The sequence below is a fragment of the Pseudomonas soli genome (assembly GCF_900110655.1).
Classification (GTDB): domain Bacteria; phylum Pseudomonadota; class Gammaproteobacteria; order Pseudomonadales; family Pseudomonadaceae; genus Aquipseudomonas; species Aquipseudomonas soli.
Genome location: NZ_FOEQ01000001.1, coordinates 651,925 through 669,991, shown reverse-complemented (window position 1 = coordinate 669,991; position 18,067 = coordinate 651,925). Strand labels below are relative to the sequence as shown.

Genomic DNA, 18,067 nt, shown 5'->3' with positions numbered 1-18,067 from the left:
TGGAGCCGAACCATGAGCTATCACCTGATCATCGGCGACAAGCTGTATTCCTCCTGGTCGCTACGCGGCGCCCTGGCTCTTGAGCTGGCTGGCACCCCCTACGAAGAAACCCTGGTCAAGCTCAACCAGCCCGACACCCGCCAGCGCCTGCTGGCCTTCTCGGCCACCGCCAAGGTGCCGCTGCTCCAGAGCGAGCATGGTGTGATCGCCGACTCCCTGGCCATCGCCGAATACCTCAACGAACGCCACCCTGAGGCTCGCCTGTGGCCTGAGGACATCGCCGCCCGTGCCCAGGCCCGTTCGGCCTGTGCCCAGATGCACAGCGGCTTCTTCGCCCTGCGCGGCGCCATGCCGTTCGACCTGTCCCGCGACCAGGCGCTGGAAAGCGTGCCGCTGGATGTGCAGGTCGACATCGACCGCATCGTCGCCCTGTGGTCCGAGTGCCGCCTGGTGGCCAAGGATAGCGGCCCGTTCCTGTTTGGCCGGCCGACCCTGGCCGATGCCTTCTTCGCCCCGGTGGCCGTGCGCCTGCGCACCTACCGCGTCGAGGTGCCGGCCGAGGCCGCCGCCTACATCGAAACCATCTACCAGTGGCCGGCCTTCCAGGCCTGGCAGCGGGCGGGCCTGGCGGAGCGTGAAGGGTGAAACGGATTCATGTAGTGGCCGCGGTCATCCGCGGTGCCGATGGTCGCATCCTGATCGCCCGTCGTGCGGATACTCAGCACCAAGGCGGCTTGTGGGAGTTCCCCGGCGGCAAGGTGGAAGCGGGGGAGAGCGTCGAAGCGGCGCTGGCCCGTGAGCTGCGCGAGGAGCTGGGCATCGAGGTCACGGGTTCACGCCCGCTGATCAAGGTCAGCCACGATTACCCGGACAAGCAGGTGTTGCTCGATGTGCGCGAGGTGGATGGCTTTACCGGTGAGCCACATGGGGCAGAAGGGCAGCCTTTGGCGTGGGTGGCTCCGCGTGACCTGGGGCAGTATGCGTTCCCCGAGGCGAACAAGCCGATCGTCGCCGCCGCGCGTTTACCTGATCAATACCTGATCACCCCGGACGGTCTGGAAGTGCCCGAGTTGCTCAAAGGTATCCAGAAGGCCGTGGCCAGCGGTATCAGGCTGATCCAGCTACGGGCACCGGACATGTACGACCCCAAGTACCGCGATGTGGCGGTCGACGCGGTCGGCCTGTGCGCAGGCAAGGCGCAACTGATGCTCAAGGGGCCGCTTGAATGGCTCGGCGACTTCCCGTCTGCCGGCTGGCACCTGACCGCCGCGCAGTTGCGCAAGTACGCGGCCAAGGGCCGGCCGTTCCCGAAGGAGCGCTGGCTGGCGGCGTCCTGCCACAGTGCCGAGGAGCTGGCATTGGCCGAGCAGATGGGGGTGGACTTCGTCACCCTGTCGCCGGTGCAGGCGACGCAGACTCATCCTGAGGCTGAGCCGTTGGGTTGGGATGAGGCACAGCGCTTGATCGCCGGGATCAGCCATCCGGTGTTTCTGCTGGGTGGGGTGGGGCCGGGTGAGCGGGAGCAGGCGTGGGATGCCGGTGCCCAGGGCGTGGCGGGGATTCGGGCGTTCTGGCCTGGGGCTTGAGTCATCCGCCAATCGCGGGGCAAGTCGGGGCGCCGCAGCGCCGCTCCGACTTGCCCCGCGATGCTTTCAGACGGGCTTCTCGGCCGCCTGCCACAGCACTTCGTCGACACCTTGGCGTCGTCCAATGATCCGTGCTGCGACAAACAGCAGGTCCGACAGCCGGTTGATGTAGGCCAGCCCCACTCCCTCCAGCGGCTCCAGCGTGTTCAACTGCTGGCAGCGTCGTTCAGCTGCGCGTGCCGCGCTGCGACATACATGGGCCTGGGCCACCAGCATCGAGCCTCCGGGGAGGATGAAGTTCTTCAGTGGCCCCAACTCGTCGTTCCAGCGGTCTATCGCAGCCTCCAGGCGCTCCACTTCAACGCTGTTCAGCGCCTGGTAAGTGGGCATCGCCAACTCGCCCCCCAGGTCGAACAGCCGATGCTGACAAGGCGCCAGCACCTCGATCAGCTCGCTCAGCCCTGCCTCGGCCAGACCCGCCAGCAACACGCCGAGCTGGCTGTTGAGGCTGTCGACCTCGCCGATCGCCTCGACGCGCGGATGGTCCTTGGGCACCCGGCGCCCGTCGCCCAGGCCGGTTTCACCTTTGTCGCCGGTGCGGGTATAGATCTTCGACAGGCGATAGCCCATGTCATGTCTCCGTGTTCAGGGGGGCCGGTTGGGCCTGGTTCAGGGGCAGGCGCAGGGTGAAGCAGGTACCCTGGCCGGGGGTGGACTGCACTTCCATCTGCCCCTTGTGGTTGTTGGTGATGATGAAATACGACACCGACAGGCCCAGGCCGGTGCCCTGGCCGATCTCCTTGGTGGTAAAGAATGGCTCGAAGGTGCGCTTGCGCACCGTCTCGGGCATGCCGACGCCGTTGTCCTCGACCTGGATTTCCGCCCAGGGCGGGTTGAGCCTGGTGCGCAAGGTGATACGCCCAGGCTCGCTGGGTTGCGGGCGCTGGTGGATGGCCTGGGCGGCATTCTTCAGCAGGTTCAGCAGCACCTGCTCCAGTTCGTTGGCGGTGCAGGGCACCGGCCCCAGCTGTGGGTCGAACTGGCGGACGATGGCCTGTCCCTTGAAGTCGAAGCCGATGGCCAGGTCGAAGTCATTGCCGGCAATCTCCACCGCCTGGTCGATCAACGCCGGCAGGTCGCAAGGGACTAGCTGGCGGTTGCTGCGGCGGCTGAAACTGAGCATATGAGTGACGATCTTCGCGGCCCGCGCGCCGGCTTGCTGGATGCCGTCGAGCAACTGTGGCACCTCGCGGCTGGCCAGGTAGCGATTGATGGTCGGCAGGTCGATGCCCAGCTCGTTGGCCTGCTCCTGATTGCGCGGCAGGTCCGGCGACAGACGGCGGCGGATGTTCTGCACGTTGTGCAGGATCGCGCCCAGCGGGTTGTTGATCTCGTGTGCCATGCCGGCCGCCAGGCCGCCGACAGAGAGCATCTTCTCGGATTGCACCATCATTTCTTCCAGCGATAGACGCTGGGTGATGTCGTCGATACGGATCACCACGCCGCGTCCGCCACCGCCCATCAGCGGGTAGAAGGTCAGCGCGTAGTGACGCAGGTCCTCGCCCTTTGGCCAGGTGACCCGCTCGATCTTGGCCACCCGGTGTTTCTCCACGCTCTCCTTGAGCTGCGGCAGGAACGGCTTGAGCGGCTCGAAGGCGAGGAAGATCGGTTGGTTCAGCGCTTCGTCCAGCGGTGTCCCGGAGAGTACCGTGGCCTCGTGGTTCCACTGGGTGACGTAGAGCTGTTCATCGAGGGCGATCAGCGCCGAGGGCATTGAGTCGATGATGCTGTTGAGGTAGTTCTGGAAACCGGTGAGCTTTTTCTCGATCTTGCTGCGGACCTGGACTTCCAGCTCCAACTTGCGGTTGGTGTGGCGGGTTTCCTCAGCCAAGCCCTGGGCCTGGTCGTAGGCGTTTTGGAATTCGTCCCGGGTGCGTTTGAGTTGCTGTTCACGGGCTTCAATGCGCGACAGCATGGTGTTGAACGCTTCAGCCAGGCCGCCGATCTCGTCGTCATTGCCGCGCTGGGCGCGCAGGGCATAGCTCTCCTCACGGGTGACCTGGCGGGTCAGCTCTTCGAGGCGGTTGATCGGCAGTGTGATCAGGCGTTTGATCTGCCGAGCGATGACTAGCCACAGCAGCACGCTGAAAACCAGGATCGCCAGGCTGGCGGAGAGGGTGCCGGTGTAGAACGCGGTGGGCAACTCGCTGCTGGCCACCAGCAGCAGATGTGCGGGTGGGGCGGCGCTGCGCGGCAGGCGGATCAGCTGAGTACTGCGAAACTCCATCAGGCGCCAGCCATCGATGTTGCGGTAGCGCTTGGGCAGGGTCAGCGGGTCGCCATGCTGTAGTTGCGCCAGCAGGCGGCCATCGCCGCCATAGATCGCCGCGGCACGCAGGGGGGCATAGCTGTCGAGTTCCTTGAGCAGCGCGCTGGCGGTCTCCGGTGTGTCGCCGGCGCGGGCCGACAACTGCGGATTGGACACCAGCTTGCCGATGGTCTGCAGGGCCTGGGGGGCCATACTCTCCTGGGTGATCCAGTAGGCGGCGCTGATGAATGCCAGGTTAGCCACCAGCAGAATGGTCACCAGCAGCACCAGCAGGGCCGCCAGCAGTTTCTGCCCGACCGGGAGGTTTTCCAGGCGTTGACGCAGGGTCATGGGTCTGAGTGTGTCCGTTTCCGATGAATGGGCAGGATCAGTCGCTGCGCAGGCCGCGGGCCTGCAGGTTATCGACAAGGCGTCGGTGCAGGTGTTCCAGTTGCGGCACTGCCAGGCCGTGTCTGCCGGCGGCACGACAGGCGTGGCCGAGCAGGTAGTGGACCTCGGTGCGCCGGCCATGGCGGACATCCTGGTACATGGAAGAATAGTTGGCCGCGGTGGCCAGGATCACTCGCTGTACTTCCTCGTGCAGGTCGCTGGCCGCTTCGGGCTGGCCGCAACGATGCAGCAGGTTGACCAGTTCGTCGCACAGCGGGTCGACTTCGGTCAGGTGCCCGAGCAGGCCGCCATTCTGGCAGTCGTGCAGTACCGTCAGTGGGTTGATCGCACAGTTGAGCGCCAGTTTGCGCCACAGGCGAGCAGGGATGTCGAGCGCCCACTCGGCCGGTATGCCGGCCTCGTGCAGGTCGTCGAACCAGGTCGGCATGCCCGGGCTGGCCGGATCACCCAGCCAGTTGAATCCGTGGCCGGCAAAGCGAACCTGCCAGTCGGCTTCGCGGAACGCGCCCTCGGTGCTGGAGGCGAAGATGCAGCGGGCGTGGGGCACCTGCTCGGCGACCTCGTCCTGGCTGCCCAGGCCGTTCTGCAGCAGTATCAGCTCGGCGCCATGGGCCAGCCTGGGGGCCAGGCGCGCCACGGCAGGCGCGGCGTCATAGGCCTTGCAGGCGACCAGCAGGCGATGGATCGGGCCGGGCGCGTCGAAGCTCTCCGCGGGGATCGCATAGTGGTGCTGGACATCCTGCTCCATCAGGGTCAGCCCGCCCTTGCGTTCATAGGCGGCCAGGCGCTGCTGGTCGCGCAGGATAAGGCGGACTGCCTTGCCCGAGCGGGCCAGGCGGCAGGCCCAGAGGCTGCCGAGGCTGCCGGCGCCGAGAATATGCCAGGTGCTGCTCATCTGCGTTTCGCAACCCGTTATAATGAGTCCGCATTTTAACCATCAAACCCGACGCGCTCCATCTTCAGGCCGAGCGCGCTTTTTTTTCTGGAGATCAACCATGCCTTCGTTCGACGTGGTATCGGAACTGGACAAGCACGAAGTGCAGAACGCTGTCGACAACGCCATCAAGGACCTCGACCGTCGCTACGACTTGAAGGGCAAGGGCACCTTCGAGTTTAAGGACAAGGAGCAGACCGTGCTGCTGACCGCCGAGGAGGAGTTCCAGCTCGAGGCCATGCTGGAAATCCTGCGCCTGGCACTGGTCAAGCGCAAGATCGACGTCAAATGCCTGGAAACCAAGGATCCCTACGCTTCGGGCAAGGAGAAGAAGCAGGAAGCCAAGTTCCGCGAAGGCATCGACAAGGACCTGGCCAAGAAGATCGTTGCCACCATCAAGGACGGCAAGCTCAAGGTCCAGGCCGCCATCCAGGGCGAGCAGGTTCGCGTCACCGGCAAGAAGCGCGATGACCTGCAGGAGGCCATTGCCTTGCTGCGCACCAAGGAATTCGACATGCCGCTGCAGTTCAACAACTTCCGCGACTGATCGTACAGCGGCCCGGAACCTTGATGGCGCATTGATGTCCATCGGGGTCAGGGCCGCTGGCTTTGCGCTGCCCGCTTCACTGTGTACTTGCCGTTCGGCATCAGGAGATAAACATGGATTTGAACGCTGAAGTCGATCAGCTTGTTCGCCAATCGCAGACCTGGGTTCCCTTGATCATGGAGTACGGCAGCCGCCTGTTGCTGGCGCTGCTGACGCTGGCCATCGGCTGGTGGATCATCAACAAACTCAGCGCCCGTCTCGGCAAGCTGGTGGGCCTGCGCGCCGACGCCGCACTGCAGGGCTTCATCAGCACCCTGGCCAATATCGTGTTGAAAGTGCTGCTGATGGTCAGCGTGGCGTCGATGATCGGTATCGAGACCACCTCGTTCGTCGCCGCCATCGGTGCCGCCGGCCTGGCTATCGGCCTGGCCTTGCAAGGCAGCCTGGCCAACTTCGCCGGCGGCGTGTTGATCCTGATGTTCCGCCCCTTCCGTATCGGTGACTGGATCGAGGCCCAAGGGGTCAGCGGTACCGTGGACAGCATCCAGATCTTCCACACCGTGCTGCGCACTGGCGACAACAAGACCGTGATCATGCCCAACGGCAGCCTGTCCAACGGCATCATCACCAACACCAACCGCCAGCCGACCCGTAAGGTGGTGTTCGACGTGGGGGTGGATTACGACGCCGACCTGCAGAAGGCTCGCAATGTACTGCTGGAGCTGGCCCAGGATCCGCGTGTACTGCAGGACCCGGCGCCGCAGGCGGTGATTTCGACCCTGGGCGACAGTTCGATCACCGTGTCGCTGCGCATCTGGACCAAGACCGCCGACTATTGGGACGTGATGTTCATGCTCAACGAACATGCCCGTGATCGGCTCAAGGCCGAAGGCATCGACATTCCCTTTCCACAGCGAGTGATTCGCGTGGTGCAGGAGACCGTGGCGTAACATAAGCGTCCGCGAAATCGGGGCCGCTTCGCGCCCCATCGCCGGCAAGCCGGCTCCCACAGGGTCAACAGTCAACCTGTGGGAGCCGGCTTGCCGGCGATGGGGCGCGAAGCGGCCCTGTTTTTTACACTTGTTCACAGCCAGGCGCTGCCATATCTGGCATACACCCTGATCTTGCCTGCCAATCCGATGTCCGCCATGAAACCTCTGCTGTATATCACTCCCCTGCGCGCCCTGCTGTTCGGCCTCACCCTGGCGCTGTTCGAACTATTGACCTATCTGGCGAGCGACGCGGTCATGCCCGCCATGCCGGTCGTGGTCGGCGATCTCCAGGCCAGCCCCGAATACATTCCCCATGCCCTCAACCTCTACCTGCTGGGTGGCGTGCTGCTGCAATGGCTGATCGGCCCGTTGGCCGACCGCTATGGCCGGCGCCCGCTGTTGCTGGCGGGCTGTGTGTTCTTCGGGGGGGCGTGCCTGGCAACCTTCTGGGCCCAGGATATCGGTGGGTTCAACCTGCTGCGGCTGTTGCAGGGCATCGGCCTGGGTTTCGTCGTCACAGTCAGCTACCCGGCGCTCAACGAGGCATTCAGCGAGGCCGACGCGGTGCGCATGATGGCGCTGCTGGCCAACATCGCGCTGCTGTCGCCGTTGCTTGGCCCACTGGTGGGCACCCTGATGCTGCAGTGGCTGGACTGGCGGTGGCTGTTCGTGGCCTTCGCCGGCGGCGCGGTGCTGTGCTGGCTGCTGCTCTACCGGCTGATGCCGGAAACTCTGGGGGTGGAGCGCCGCGACGGCTCGTGCCTGCCGTTCACGCCCATTCATCTGCTGCCATTGCTGGCAGGTTATGGCCAGTTGCTGGGCAATCGTCGTTTCGTGGCCGGTAGCGCGGCGCTGGGACTGGTAGGTTTGCCTCTTATTGGCTGGATCGGCCTGTCACCTGTGCTGCTGATCCATGATGAAGGCCTGAGCACGATGGAATACGCGCTTTGGCAATTGCCGGTGTTCGGCGGGCTGATCCTGGGTAACCTTATCATCAACCGTATCGCCGATCGCTACCCGCTGCCGGCCTTGGTGCGTGGCGCTCTGTGGCCTTACCTGGCTGGCTTGTCGCTGATGGCCCTGGCAACCTGGCTCTGGCCAACGGTGACCAGCGTGGTTTCCGGCATGTCGCTGTACGCCTTGGGGTTGGGCGTGGCCAACGCGGTGCTGTACCGCATGACGCTGTTCTCCAGTGAGCAGAGCAAGGGCCTGGTGTCGGCGATGCTGGGCATGATCACCATCGCTTTGCTGGGATTGGGCGGTGCGGTGTTGGCGATGCTGGGGGGCGGTGCCAGCCTGATGCACTTTGCCCTGGCTGCGGGCGTGGCGGGCGCGCTTGCGCTGTGGCCCTTGTGGTTCGTGGTAGGCGGGCGTTCGGGGGACGGAACTGCGACACAGTAGAAACATCGCGGGGCAGGCCCGCTCCCACGCAGTCCTCAGACTGAATACGTGGGAGCGGGCTTGCCCCGCGATGAGGCCAGTGAAGGCCTAGTGTTGTTCAGCCGCCGGGCTCTCCACCGGCGCCGGCTTTCCCCGACCGACTTCCTGGCGCCAGTGCAGCGCGATCAGCACCAGCGTCGGCACACCCAGCAGCGCGGTGACCAGGAAGAAGTCGTGATAGCCGAACTTTTCCACCATGACCCCGGAATAGCCGCCGATCAGGCGTGGCAGCAATAGCATGATCGAGCTGAGCAGGGCGTACTGGGTGGCCGAGAACTTCAGGTTGGTCAGGCTCGACAGGTAGGCGACGAAGGCCGAGGTGGCAAGCCCCGAACTGAAGTTGTCCAGCGAGATGGTGACCACCAGCATTTCCAGGTTCGGGCCCATGTCGGCCAGCATCAGGAACAGGATATTGGTGGCTGCCGAGGCCGCGCCGCCGATGAACAGGATCGGCAGGATGCCGAAGCGCACGATCAGCAGGCCCCCGGCGCCGGCGCCGACCAGGGTCATGATCAGGCCGAAGATCTTGCTGACGCTGGCAATCTGGTCCTTGGTGAAGCCCATGTCGATGTAGAACACGTTGGCCATCACGCCCATCACCGTATCGGACATGCGGTAGGTGGCGATCAGCCCAAGCAACAGCAGCGCCTGCCAACGATAGCGCACGATGAAGTCGTTGACCGGCGTGAGTACCGGCGCCAGGCCGCGACGGCCAAGGGATGACAGGCAGGCCCAGGTCAGCAGCACATAGAGGATCAGGCGTAGGAAGGCCCGATCTTCGAGCAGCAGGTCGAGCATGGTCGCGTCGCCGAACGCCACGCTGCCCCAATCGGTGTTGAACATCTGGGTGAAACTTGCCGGCACCGAGACCAGCAGGATGATCAGTACGAACACCGACGCCAGCTGGTGCATCAAGCCATAGCGCGCGGCCGACAGCTGGGTGCGCAGGGGGACCGGCGGCTCACGCATCACCAGGGTGGTGAACACGGCGGGCAGCATCAGCACGCCGAACAGCACGTAGGTGCCGGTCCAGGCTTCGTGCAAGTAGCTGAAACCGGTGGAGCCGAACCACTCGGCGAAGAACAGCGCACCGGCAGTGGCCAGCAGTGCGGCGACCCGGTAGCCGGCCATGTAGCTGGCGGCCAGGGCGGCCTGGCGCTGGTCGTCGGCAATCTCCAGGCGGTAGGCGTCGACGGCGATGTCCTGGGTGGCCGAGGCGAAGGCCACCAGCACTGCCAGGGCGACAAGCCACGACAAGTGTTTCTGCGGATCGCAGAAGCCCATGCCGACCAGCCCTAGCACCACCAGGACCTGCGACAGCAGCAGCCACGAACGGCGCCGGCCCATGCCGCCGAGCAGTGGCAGGCGCCACTGGTCGAGCAGCGGCGACCAGACCCATTTGAAGGCGTAGGCGAGGCCGATCAGGCTGGCGTAGCCAATAGTCTCGCGGGCCACGCCGGCCTCGCGCAACCATACAGAAAGCGTCGAGAACACCAGCATGTACGGTAGGCCGGCGGCGAATCCGAGCAGCAAAAGCACCAAAGTTGACGGGCTGGCATAGGCAGCGAGCGCAGCGCGCCAGGTTTTACGGGGCATGGGCCAACATCTGCCTCAAGGTTTGCGAAAACAAAGCGCGCACTCTAACCGCTGTGCTCCATCGGACGCCAGCCATGGCGCGCCATATCCACACGATTATTAGCCACATTCACGCCTTCTGCGCGTAGCCGGGCGCGTTGTTCGTCGCCCGAGGGCGTGCCCAGGGCCAGGCTCAGCCTGCCACCCGCGCCCAGCACCCGGTGCCAGGGCAGGCGAGTGTCCTGCGGTAGCTGCGAAAGTGTGCGCCCCACCCACCGCGCCGCGCGGCCAAGGCCTGCAAGCTCGGCCAGTTGCCCGTAGCTGACGACTTTTCCCTCCGGTACCTGGCCGAGTACAGAATACAGCGCCATTCGTCGGGCATCTGCATCTTGCGCCGCAGCTGGATCGAGGGCGCACATCAGGAGATCCCTGTCCTGCAGATGAAACCGGACAGAAGGTCGCGGCAAATGCGAGTGGAACTCATCGGCATGGTCTGGGTCTGTCCTTGCTCAGGTTGTCGGTATCTGGATAATGCCCGGCTTTTTCGTCGAATCGAACCCATATTGCGCTTATGTCTTCTAGAACCCTGCTGTGTTTCATCGCTGCATCCCTTTGTACGCCCGTGCTCGCTGACACCGTGTGGATGAAGAACGGTGACCGCCTGAGCGGCAAGATCAAGGTCTTCGATGGCGGCAAGCTGCTGCTGGAAACCCCCTATGGCGGTTCGATCGCCTTGGATTGGAAACAGGTGAAGACGCTGGAAAGCGATCAGGAACTGCTGGTCAAGCAAGATGCGTACAGCGGCGAGAAGGCCAAGTCGCTGAAAGCCGCTGAACCCGGCAAGGTGACTCTGGCCAATGGCGAGGCGCCAAAGACCGTGGAGCTGGCCAGCATCGAGCAGATCATGAAGCCGCGCCCCGTGGTCGAAGACTTCCTGTGGAAGGGCAACGTCGATGTGGCGATGGACTACAAGCGCGCCGAGAACAACACCGACGACTATGACGTCAGCTTCAAGACCACCGCCCGTCATGGCCGTTGGCGGCACAACGCCGAGGGCGAGTACAACCGCGAGACCAAGGACGATGTCACCACCACCAATAACTGGAGCGCCGAGTACGCGCTCGACCGTTTCATCACCGAGAAGTGGTTCTGGCAGGGGCGCCTGGAATACAAGCGTGACCATATCGAGGATCTGGCCCGCCAGCGCACCGTCGGTACCGGCCCGGGTTATCAGTTCTGGGACGACGAACTCGGCGCGTTCTCGCTGGGTTCGCTGATCAACCGCACGGACTTCGAGTACCGCGATGGCGGCAAGGACAATTTCTATTCCGCCGCGGTGAAATGGGACTACAACCGCTACCTGATCGGCAAAAAAGTCGAGTTTTTCACCAATGGCGAGTTTGGCAAGCCGCTGGGCGGCGTCGCCGACTACTCGCTGGATGCCGAGATGGGGCTGCGTTACAAAGTCACGGAGTGGGCCTCGCTCAACCTCAAGGCCGAAAAGGACCTGATCAAGGGCACCCGCGACAGCGATCTGGACAAAACCCGCTATACCGCCGGATTCGGCGTTACCTGGTAAAAACAGGCGTTAGCAGTAAGCTACAAACGGCAAGCAAGCGTCGTGTGTGCGGTCTCAACGGACGGTGCCGCCTTGCTTTTTCTTGTCGCTTGTAGCTTATAGCTTGCAGCTGATTTTTTCAGGAGCCTCTCCAGTGAGTACCAACGCCCTTCGCCCCGCCCGGGAACTGCTGCTCAAGGAATACCGCGGTGTCCTCTCCACGCATTCCAAATCGATGCCAGGGTTCCCATTCGGCTCGGTGGTGCCGTATTGCCTCGACGCCGACGGTCATCCGCTGATCCTCATCAGCCGCATCGCCCAGCATACCCATAACCTGCAGCGGGATCCCAAATGCTCGCTGTTGGTGGGTGAGCGCGACGCCGAGGATGTCCAGGCAGTCGGGCGGCTGACGGTAATGGCCGAGGCCCGCAAACTCACTGACGATGCCGCTATCGAGGCTGCTGCGAGTCGCTACTACCGGTATTTCCCCGAATCTGCGAACTACCATAAGGCTCACGATTTCGACTTCTGGGTGCTTGAGCCAGTACGCCACCGCTACATCGGTGGTTTCGGCGCGATCCACTGGCTAGATCAGGTGACGCTGGCCAATCCCTTTGCGGGCCAAGCCGAACAAAGCATGATCGAGCATATGAATGACGACCATGCCAATGCTATTGACCACTATGCAAAACTGTCAGGGCTACCGCGTTCGGCACACATGGTTGGTATCGACAGCGAGGGCATGCACTTGCGTATAGGCCAGGGCATCTACTGGTTGCCTTTCCCCACTACTTGCAACACCCCGACACAAGTTCGCGAGGCCTTGGTTTCGCTGGCTCGTGCGGATGTATGGCCCGGTTCGTCGCAAGGCGAGGGTTGAAAACCTGCGTCGAGGCATCCATCTGATGGTCTTACAGGAAGATTCTCTTCCGTCGAGGAACCCTTGATGCGTGCTTTTCTATTGCTGTTACTGCTTTTCCCCGTGCTGGAGCTGTTCGTCTTCGTCAAGGTCAGTGCGGCAATCGGTTTCTTCCCGGCGCTGCTGCTGATCATCGCCGGTTCCGCCCTTGGGGTGCTGGTGATGCGCGTTGCTGGCCTGGCCACCGCCCTGCGTGCCCGGGAGAGCCTGCAGCGCGGCGAACTGCCAGCCGAGGACATGTTCCAGGGCTTGATGCTCACCGTCGGTGGTGGCCTGTTGCTGCTGCCGGGCTTCATCAGTGACTTGCTGGGCCTGCTGTGCCTGCTGCCGTTCACTCGACGCCTGGTGGTCGGTCGGCTGCGTCGCCGCGCCGAAGAGCAGGCCCTGCGCCAGCGGGCGTTCCAGGACGATCCGCTCCAGGCCCAGCCCCGCGATGGCGGGCATCGTCCGAATGTGATCGAGGGCGAGTACGAGCGACGCGATAAATAATACCCAGGGTGTGTTGCAGGAGCGGGCTTGCCCCGCGATGGCTGAAGCTGTCGCGAGGCAGGTCCGCTTTTGCGATGGGGGGCTGAAAATTTTTCCTCTCAAGCCTTGTAATCGATTTTGGCGGCCTCATGTATGTGGTCACCGCAAGGTTTCTGGTGGCAACACCAGACATGACACAGGTGGTTCGCCATTTGCGGGCCATCCCCGGCAACGCCGGATCGAATCAACCCGCCGGTGCTGGCACCGGCCGATGAAAACCACAATTTGGGAGAGATCGACAATGAAGCTTCGTCCTCTGCATGACCGCGTCGTCATCCGTCGCAGCGAAGAAGAATCGAAAACCGCTGGCGGTATCGTCCTGCCGGGTTCGGCCGCTGAAAAACCAAACCGCGGTGAAGTCGTTGCGGTAGGTACCGGTCGCATCCTGGACAACGGCGAAGTACGTGCGCTGGCCGTGAAAGTGGGTGACAAAGTGGTTTTCGGCCCTTACTCGGGCAGCAACACCGTGAAAGTCGATGGCGAAGACCTGCTGGTCATGGCCGAGAACGAAATCCTCGCCGTCATCGAAGGCTGATTTCCCCGACTTCCCGTTACTCCAAAGAATTCCAAGGATTAAACGATCATGGCTGCTAAAGACGTAAAATTCGGCGATTCCGCTCGTAAGAAAATGCTGGTTGGTGTCAACGTTCTGGCTGACGCGGTAAAAGCGACCCTGGGCCCGAAAGGCCGTAACGTGGTTCTGGCCAAGAGCTTCGGCGCGCCGACCATCACCAAGGACGGTGTTTCCGTCGCCAAAGAAATCGAGCTGAAAGACGCCTTCGAGAACATGGGCGCCCAGTTGGTCAAGGAAGTTGCTTCCAAGGCCAATGACGCTGCCGGTGACGGCACCACCACCGCCACCGTTCTGGCTCAGGCCATCGTCAACGAAGGCCTGAAGGCCGTCGCTGCCGGCATGAACCCGATGGACCTCAAGCGCGGCATCGACAAGGCCACCGCTGCCGTTGTCGCCGAGCTGAAGAACCTGTCCAAGCCATGCGCCGACTCCAAGGCCATCGCCCAGGTAGGTACCATCTCCGCCAACTCCGACAACTCCATCGGTGAAATCATCGCCGAAGCCATGGAAAAAGTCGGTAAAGAAGGCGTGATCACCGTTGAGGAAGGCTCGGGCCTGGAAAACGAACTGTCTGTCGTCGAAGGCATGCAGTTCGACCGTGGCTACCTGTCGCCGTACTTCGTCAACAAGCCGGATACCATGGTGGCTGAGCTTGAAGGCGCGCTGCTGCTGCTGGTCGACAAAAAGATCTCCAATATCCGTGAGCTGCTGCCGGTACTGGAAGCTGTAGCCAAAGCCGGTCGTCCGCTGCTGATCGTTGCCGAGGACGTCGAGGGTGAGGCCCTGGCTACCCTGGTGGTCAACAACATGCGTGGCATCGTCAAGGTCGCCGCAGTCAAGGCACCAGGCTTCGGCGATCGCCGCAAGGCAATGCTGCAGGACATCGCTGTCCTGACTGGCGGCACCGTGATTTCCGAAGAGATCGGCCTGTCCCTGGAAACCGCCACCCTGGAGCACCTGGGTAACGCCAAGCGCGTCATCCTTTCCAAGGAAAATACCACCATCATCGACGGTGCTGGCGAAGAGTCCGACATCCAGGCGCGCGTTACCCAGATCCGTGCCCAGGTTGCCGACACTACCTCGGACTACGACCGTGAGAAGTTGCAAGAGCGTCTGGCCAAGCTGGCTGGCGGTGTTGCCGTGATCAAGGTCGGTGCAGGCACCGAAGTCGAGATGAAAGAGAAGAAGGCTCGCGTTGAAGACGCCCTGCACGCTACCCGTGCAGCCGTTGAAGAAGGCGTGGTGCCTGGCGGCGGTGTTGCCCTGGTTCGCGCCCTGGCGGCCATCGTTGACCTCAAAGGTGACAACGAAGACCAGAACGTCGGTATTGCCCTGCTGCGTCGCGCAGTCGAAGCGCCGCTTCGCCAGATCACTGCCAACGCCGGCGACGAGCCAAGTGTTGTCGCTGACAAGGTCAAGCAAGGTTCGGGCAACTACGGTTACAACGCCGCTACCGGCGAGTACGGCGACATGATCGAGATGGGCATCCTGGACCCAGCCAAGGTCACCCGTTCGGCCCTGCAAGCCGCAGCTTCGATCGGCGGTCTGATGATCACCACCGAGGCCATGGTTGCCGACCTGCCGGAAGACAAGCCAGCTGCTGGCATGCCTGACATGGGTGGCATGGGTGGCATGGGCGGCATGATGTAAGCCAGCCTTACCCCCGGTACCAAGAAGAAGCCCCGGTTCGTGAGAACCGGGGCTTCTTCGTTTTCCTTGTCCCTGCCAGGGATCAGGCTGCGCTGCGCTCGACAGCAGGTAGCTTGGTCGTCGCGTGGCGATACAGAATCAGGTAGTACGACCCCAGCCCGATTAGCCAGCAGAACACCGCTGTCCACACGTTGTGTGACAGGAAATGCGCGCCCTGCATCATCCGCCCGATCGACAGCACCGACCCGGCGACGAAGGCCACTGCCAGCGCGACCCGGGCCAGACGTGGCTTGCGGTCACGCAGCATGAAGAACAGGCCGAACAGGCAGAACCCGGTCGCCGCATGCCCACCGGGCCAGCACAGGCCAGGCTTGTCGGTGGCCGGACGGGCTTCGAGCAACTTGCTGTAGGTCTCCTTGCCACCGAACTGCGTCAAGCTCCAGGGGCACTGCACCTGGGTAACCTTCTTAAGTGGCGTGACGAAGGCCGTCGACAGCGCCAGCGCCAGTACCAGGCAGCCTAGCTCGCGGCGCCAGCCCGCCACTCGGTTCCAGAAGAAGCTCAGGGCGAACCCGGTCAATGCCAGCAGACCGAACAGGATCACACCCTGCTTGACGCGGTCATGCAGGATGTTTTCCAGCAGATAGCTGTGGCGGCCAATGAATCCGCCGGCGGTCGGTTCGTAGAACAGGTTGGCAAGGTCCATGTCCAGCGAAGTCCATTCCAGCAAAACAAGGGTCACGACAGTGATAAACGGGATGCCCAGGTAAAGCCATGGGTTGATCGGACGAGGGGAGACGCTAGCCTGCATGGTGACTCCAGAGGGTGGACGAGACGGTGCATTGTCCTCGGGCCGCTATCCTGTGTCCGTGAATGATCGGTGAAAAAACTGTCAAGGCCGGTGTTTTAGCTTCAGGGCATGGCACCATGCGCGCAATGGCCGTAAGCTGCGCCTGCCGCGCCCGGCGAAGCGCCGCAAAGGAGATCTTGATGCGCATTCTTTTGGTTGAAGACAACCGCGATATTCTGGCCAACCTGGCCGACTACCTCGGCATGAAGGGCTACACCGTCGACTGTGCCCAGGATGGCCTGTCTGGCCTGCACCTGGCCGCGACCGAACACTACGACCTGATTGTGCTCGACATCATGCTGCCGGGCATCGACGGTTACACCCTGTGCAAACGTCTGCGCGAGGATGCCCGCCGCGACACCCCGGTGATCATGCTCACCGCCCGCGACCAGCTGGACGACCGCCTGCAAGGCTTCCGCTCGGGCGCAGACGACTACCTGCTCAAGCCGTTTGCTTTGTCGGAGCTGGCCGCGCGCATCGAGGCAGTGCTGCGCCGTGCCCAGGGGGGCGGCCGGCGCACCTTGCAGGTGGTCGACCTGACCTACGACCTCGACACCCTCGAGGTGACCCGCCAGGGCCGTCTGCTCAAGCTCAACCCTGTGGGTCTGAAACTGCTGGCCGTACTCATGCAGAAGAGCCCCCATGTACTGCGCCGCGAAGTACTGGAAGAAGCCTTGTGGGGCGATGACTGCCCCGACAGCGACAGCCTGCGCAGCCACGTGCACCAGCTGCGCCAGGTGATTGACAAGCCTTTCGAAAAACCGTTGCTACATACCGTCCATGGCGTCGGCTATCGCCTCGCCGAGGGCCGTGATGGAGTTTAAGCAGAGCCTTGCCCAGCGCATCATCATCGCCTTTGCGCTGATGAGCGCGCTGGTGGCCGGGGCCTTTGCCTTCGGCATTGTCGCCACAGTGCACCTGGTTGAAGAGCGGTTGATCTCTTCTGTGCTCGGTGGCGACTTGCAACGCTTGCTGCGCATGGACAGCGTCAGCGACTGGAGCCACCGGCCGCGTCCCGACCAGTTGTTCTACTTCAGCGGCGGGCGCGACGATTTCGAACTACCCAAGGACCTGCGTCACCTGGATGCAGGTTTTCACGAGGTATTTCGTGATCAGCTCTCGTACCACGCGATGGTCGAGATCGTTGACGGCCGACGTTATGTGCTGCTGCAGGATCAGAGCGACTTCGAAGAGCGCGAGCGAGTGTTGTTCGCCGTTGTCGTGGTCGGTTTCGTGCTCAGCCTGGCCCTTGCGGTGATTCTCGGCTGGCTGCTGGCGCGACGTGTGATGGCACCGGTGATCCGTCTGGCGCGCCAGGTCCGCCACCGTGACCAGTTGCTGGGATTGGCGCCGCCATTGGCACCGGATTATGCGGCGGACGAGGTCGGCCAGTTGGCCGTCGCTTTCGACGATACCCTGGGCCGCCTGCGTGATGCGTTGACCCGTGAGCGCTTGTTCACCAGTGATGTCAGCCACGAGCTGCGAACGCCGCTGATGGTCCTGGCCACTTCGTGCGAGCTGTTGATGGAGAACCCCAATCTCGAACCCCGTGCTCGCAGCCATGTCGAGCGTATCGTCCGGGCGACCGAGGAGATGCGCGAATTGGTCAAGACTTTCCTGATGCTCGCCAGGGCGCAGCGAGACGAGGGCGCTGTGGCCTCACGGGCGTCGCTGCGCGAGGTAGGTGACGACTTGATCGGCGTTTGGCGCGACACCATCGAACAGAAGGGACTGGCGCTGTATTACGACGGCCGGGTAAGCGCCAGCCCGGTGCTGTACAACGCTACATTCCTGCAGTCGGTGATGGGCAACCTGTTGCGCAATGCCGCCCACTACACCGATAGCGGTTATATCCGTCTCAGCCTGGAGGCCAATGGCTTCAGCGTGGAAGATAGTGGGGTAGGAATCCCTGAGGAGCAGCGCGAAGCGATGTTCCGGCCCTTCGTGCGAGGCGACGAGCGTCGGGGCGAAGGGTTGGGGCTGGGCCTTTCACTGGTGCAGCGCATCTGTGACGACCAGGGCTGGCGCGTGACCCTGACGACAACGCTGCCCCATGGTTGCCGTTTCCGGGTCGACCTGAGCCAGGGAGCCCCACTGCCGCCGGGACCCGACGGGATATTGGATCCGGATTAACTTCCGGTAACACCTGCTGATTTTTCCTACGGATTTTTCACATAGGCATGACCTGACGCCAA

Annotated in this window: 18 protein-coding genes; 12 read left to right on the top strand and 6 right to left on the bottom strand. The window is 63.0% G+C overall.

What is annotated here, in order from left to right; genetic code table 11:
* The first annotated feature begins 12 nt into the window (after positions 1–12).
* Complete coding sequence (locus tag BMY03_RS03110; RefSeq protein WP_038707418.1) at positions 13–645, top strand: glutathione S-transferase family protein; 633 nt, start codon at positions 13–15, stop codon at positions 643–645.
* Positions 642–1,586: a Nudix family hydrolase gene (locus BMY03_RS03105; RefSeq protein ID WP_038707419.1), complete on the top strand. Its 945-nt coding sequence runs from the start codon at positions 642–644 to the stop codon at positions 1,584–1,586. The genes BMY03_RS03110 and BMY03_RS03105 overlap by 4 nt, the downstream gene beginning before the upstream one ends.
* A 66-nt stretch (positions 1,587–1,652) precedes the next feature.
* Here the strand turns inward: BMY03_RS03105 and BMY03_RS03100 are convergent, their stop codons facing one another.
* From BMY03_RS03100 to BMY03_RS03090, 3 genes are read right to left on the bottom strand one after another with little or no spacing between them, the layout of a single operon-like run.
* On the bottom strand, positions 1,653–2,216 hold the full coding sequence (locus tag BMY03_RS03100) for a cob(I)yrinic acid a,c-diamide adenosyltransferase (protein WP_094010214.1): 564 nt from the start codon (positions 2,214–2,216) through the stop codon (positions 1,653–1,655).
* A 1-nt stretch (position 2,217) separates the two neighbouring features.
* Positions 2,218–4,245: a sensor histidine kinase gene (locus tag BMY03_RS03095; protein WP_038707420.1), complete on the bottom strand. Its 2,028-nt coding sequence runs from the start codon at positions 4,243–4,245 to the stop codon at positions 2,218–2,220.
* A 37-nt stretch (positions 4,246–4,282) separates the two neighbouring features.
* On the bottom strand, positions 4,283–5,200 hold the full coding sequence (locus BMY03_RS03090) for a putative 2-dehydropantoate 2-reductase (RefSeq protein WP_094010213.1): 918 nt from the start codon (positions 5,198–5,200) through the stop codon (positions 4,283–4,285).
* A 100-nt stretch (positions 5,201–5,300) separates the two neighbouring features.
* On the opposite strand from BMY03_RS03090, the gene BMY03_RS03085 reads away from it, so the two are divergent.
* The 3 genes from BMY03_RS03085 to BMY03_RS03075 all read left to right on the top strand — a co-directional run bounded on the left by BMY03_RS03085 (position 5,301) and on the right by BMY03_RS03075 (position 8,179).
* Entirely contained in the window at positions 5,301–5,786 is a 486-nt protein-coding gene (locus tag BMY03_RS03085; RefSeq protein WP_011535522.1) for a YajQ family cyclic di-GMP-binding protein, read from the top strand.
* Positions 5,787–5,899: 113 nt separating this feature from the next.
* Entirely contained in the window at positions 5,900–6,736 is an 837-nt protein-coding gene (locus BMY03_RS03080) for a mechanosensitive ion channel family protein (RefSeq protein ID WP_023631294.1), read from the top strand.
* Positions 6,737–6,934: 198 nt separating this feature from the next.
* Positions 6,935–8,179 (top strand): MFS transporter, encoded by a 1,245-nt coding sequence (locus BMY03_RS03075; protein WP_094010362.1) that lies wholly within the window; start codon positions 6,935–6,937, stop codon positions 8,177–8,179.
* 87 nt (positions 8,180–8,266) lie between these two features.
* Here the strand turns inward: BMY03_RS03075 and BMY03_RS03070 are convergent, their stop codons facing one another.
* Entirely contained in the window at positions 8,267–9,814 is a 1,548-nt protein-coding gene (locus tag BMY03_RS03070; RefSeq protein ID WP_023631292.1) for an AmpG family muropeptide MFS transporter, read from the bottom strand.
* A 44-nt stretch (positions 9,815–9,858) separates the two neighbouring features.
* On the bottom strand, positions 9,859–10,212 hold the full coding sequence (locus BMY03_RS03065) for an MGMT family protein (RefSeq protein ID WP_038707422.1): 354 nt from the start codon (positions 10,210–10,212) through the stop codon (positions 9,859–9,861).
* Between the two features lie 152 nt (positions 10,213–10,364).
* Here BMY03_RS03065 and BMY03_RS03060 point away from each other — a divergent pair, with 152 nt between their 5' ends.
* From BMY03_RS03060 to groL, 5 genes are all read left to right on the top strand, one after another.
* Positions 10,365–11,372 carry a DUF481 domain-containing protein gene (locus tag BMY03_RS03060; protein WP_023629773.1) on the top strand — a complete coding sequence of 336 codons (1,008 nt, stop codon included), beginning with the start codon at positions 10,365–10,367 and terminating at the stop codon, positions 11,370–11,372.
* A 133-nt stretch (positions 11,373–11,505) separates the two neighbouring features.
* Positions 11,506–12,231, top strand: a complete 726-nt coding sequence (locus BMY03_RS03055) for a HugZ family pyridoxamine 5'-phosphate oxidase (RefSeq protein ID WP_023629772.1) — start codon at positions 11,506–11,508, stop codon at positions 12,229–12,231.
* Between the two features lie 66 nt (positions 12,232–12,297).
* Entirely contained in the window at positions 12,298–12,759 is a 462-nt protein-coding gene (locus BMY03_RS03050; RefSeq protein ID WP_023629771.1) for an FxsA family protein, read from the top strand.
* 280 nt (positions 12,760–13,039) lie between these two features.
* Positions 13,040–13,333 carry a co-chaperone GroES gene (locus BMY03_RS03045; RefSeq protein WP_003260750.1) on the top strand — a complete coding sequence of 98 codons (294 nt, stop codon included), beginning with the start codon at positions 13,040–13,042 and terminating at the stop codon, positions 13,331–13,333.
* Between the two features lie 48 nt (positions 13,334–13,381).
* Positions 13,382–15,022 carry a chaperonin GroEL gene (groL, locus tag BMY03_RS03040; RefSeq protein WP_023629770.1) on the top strand — a complete coding sequence of 547 codons (1,641 nt, stop codon included), beginning with the start codon at positions 13,382–13,384 and terminating at the stop codon, positions 15,020–15,022.
* A gap of 82 nt (positions 15,023–15,104) precedes the next feature.
* Here groL and BMY03_RS03035 read toward each other — a convergent pair whose 3' ends face one another.
* Positions 15,105–15,833, bottom strand: a complete 729-nt coding sequence (locus BMY03_RS03035; protein WP_023629769.1) for a phosphatase PAP2 family protein — start codon at positions 15,831–15,833, stop codon at positions 15,105–15,107.
* Positions 15,834–16,012: 179 nt separating this feature from the next.
* Between BMY03_RS03035 and colR the strand changes: the two genes are divergently transcribed.
* Together colR and BMY03_RS03025 are read left to right on the top strand one after the other, a co-directional pair.
* A complete protein-coding gene (colR, locus tag BMY03_RS03030) occupies positions 16,013–16,696 on the top strand; it encodes a two-component system response regulator ColR (protein WP_023629768.1) in 684 nt (227 codons plus the stop codon).
* On the top strand, positions 16,686–18,005 hold the full coding sequence (locus BMY03_RS03025) for a sensor histidine kinase (protein WP_023629767.1): 1,320 nt from the start codon (positions 16,686–16,688) through the stop codon (positions 18,003–18,005). Before colR ends, BMY03_RS03025 begins: the two co-directional genes overlap by 11 nt.
* Positions 18,006–18,067 lie beyond the last annotated feature (62 nt).

What these genes read in the sequence shown, in the direction of transcription:
- BMY03_RS03110 (WP_038707418.1), top strand. Translation starts at nt 13, where the DNA reads ATGAGCTATCACCTGATCATCGGCGACAAGCTGTATTCCTCCTGGTCG.
- BMY03_RS03100 (WP_094010214.1), bottom strand. Translation starts at nt 2,216, where the DNA reads ATGGGCTATCGCCTGTCGAAGATCTATACCCGCACCGGCGACAAAGGT.
- BMY03_RS03095 (WP_038707420.1), bottom strand. Translation starts at nt 4,245, where the DNA reads ATGACCCTGCGTCAACGCCTGGAAAACCTCCCGGTCGGGCAGAAACTG.
- BMY03_RS03090 (WP_094010213.1), bottom strand. Translation starts at nt 5,200, where the DNA reads ATGAGCAGCACCTGGCATATTCTCGGCGCCGGCAGCCTCGGCAGCCTC.
- BMY03_RS03085 (WP_011535522.1), top strand. Translation starts at nt 5,301, where the DNA reads ATGCCTTCGTTCGACGTGGTATCGGAACTGGACAAGCACGAAGTGCAG.
- BMY03_RS03080 (WP_023631294.1), top strand. Translation starts at nt 5,900, where the DNA reads ATGGATTTGAACGCTGAAGTCGATCAGCTTGTTCGCCAATCGCAGACC.
- BMY03_RS03075 (WP_094010362.1), top strand. Translation starts at nt 6,935, where the DNA reads ATGAAACCTCTGCTGTATATCACTCCCCTGCGCGCCCTGCTGTTCGGC.
- BMY03_RS03070 (WP_023631292.1), bottom strand. Translation starts at nt 9,814, where the DNA reads ATGCCCCGTAAAACCTGGCGCGCTGCGCTCGCTGCCTATGCCAGCCCG.
- BMY03_RS03065 (WP_038707422.1), bottom strand. Translation starts at nt 10,212, where the DNA reads ATGTGCGCCCTCGATCCAGCTGCGGCGCAAGATGCAGATGCCCGACGA.
- BMY03_RS03060 (WP_023629773.1), top strand. Translation starts at nt 10,365, where the DNA reads ATGTCTTCTAGAACCCTGCTGTGTTTCATCGCTGCATCCCTTTGTACG.
- BMY03_RS03050 (WP_023629771.1), top strand. Translation starts at nt 12,298, where the DNA reads ATGCGTGCTTTTCTATTGCTGTTACTGCTTTTCCCCGTGCTGGAGCTG.
- BMY03_RS03045 (WP_003260750.1), top strand. Translation starts at nt 13,040, where the DNA reads ATGAAGCTTCGTCCTCTGCATGACCGCGTCGTCATCCGTCGCAGCGAA.
- groL (WP_023629770.1), top strand. Translation starts at nt 13,382, where the DNA reads ATGGCTGCTAAAGACGTAAAATTCGGCGATTCCGCTCGTAAGAAAATG.
- BMY03_RS03035 (WP_023629769.1), bottom strand. Translation starts at nt 15,833, where the DNA reads ATGCAGGCTAGCGTCTCCCCTCGTCCGATCAACCCATGGCTTTACCTG.
- colR (WP_023629768.1), top strand. Translation starts at nt 16,013, where the DNA reads ATGCGCATTCTTTTGGTTGAAGACAACCGCGATATTCTGGCCAACCTG.
- BMY03_RS03025 (WP_023629767.1), top strand. Translation starts at nt 16,686, where the DNA reads ATGGAGTTTAAGCAGAGCCTTGCCCAGCGCATCATCATCGCCTTTGCG.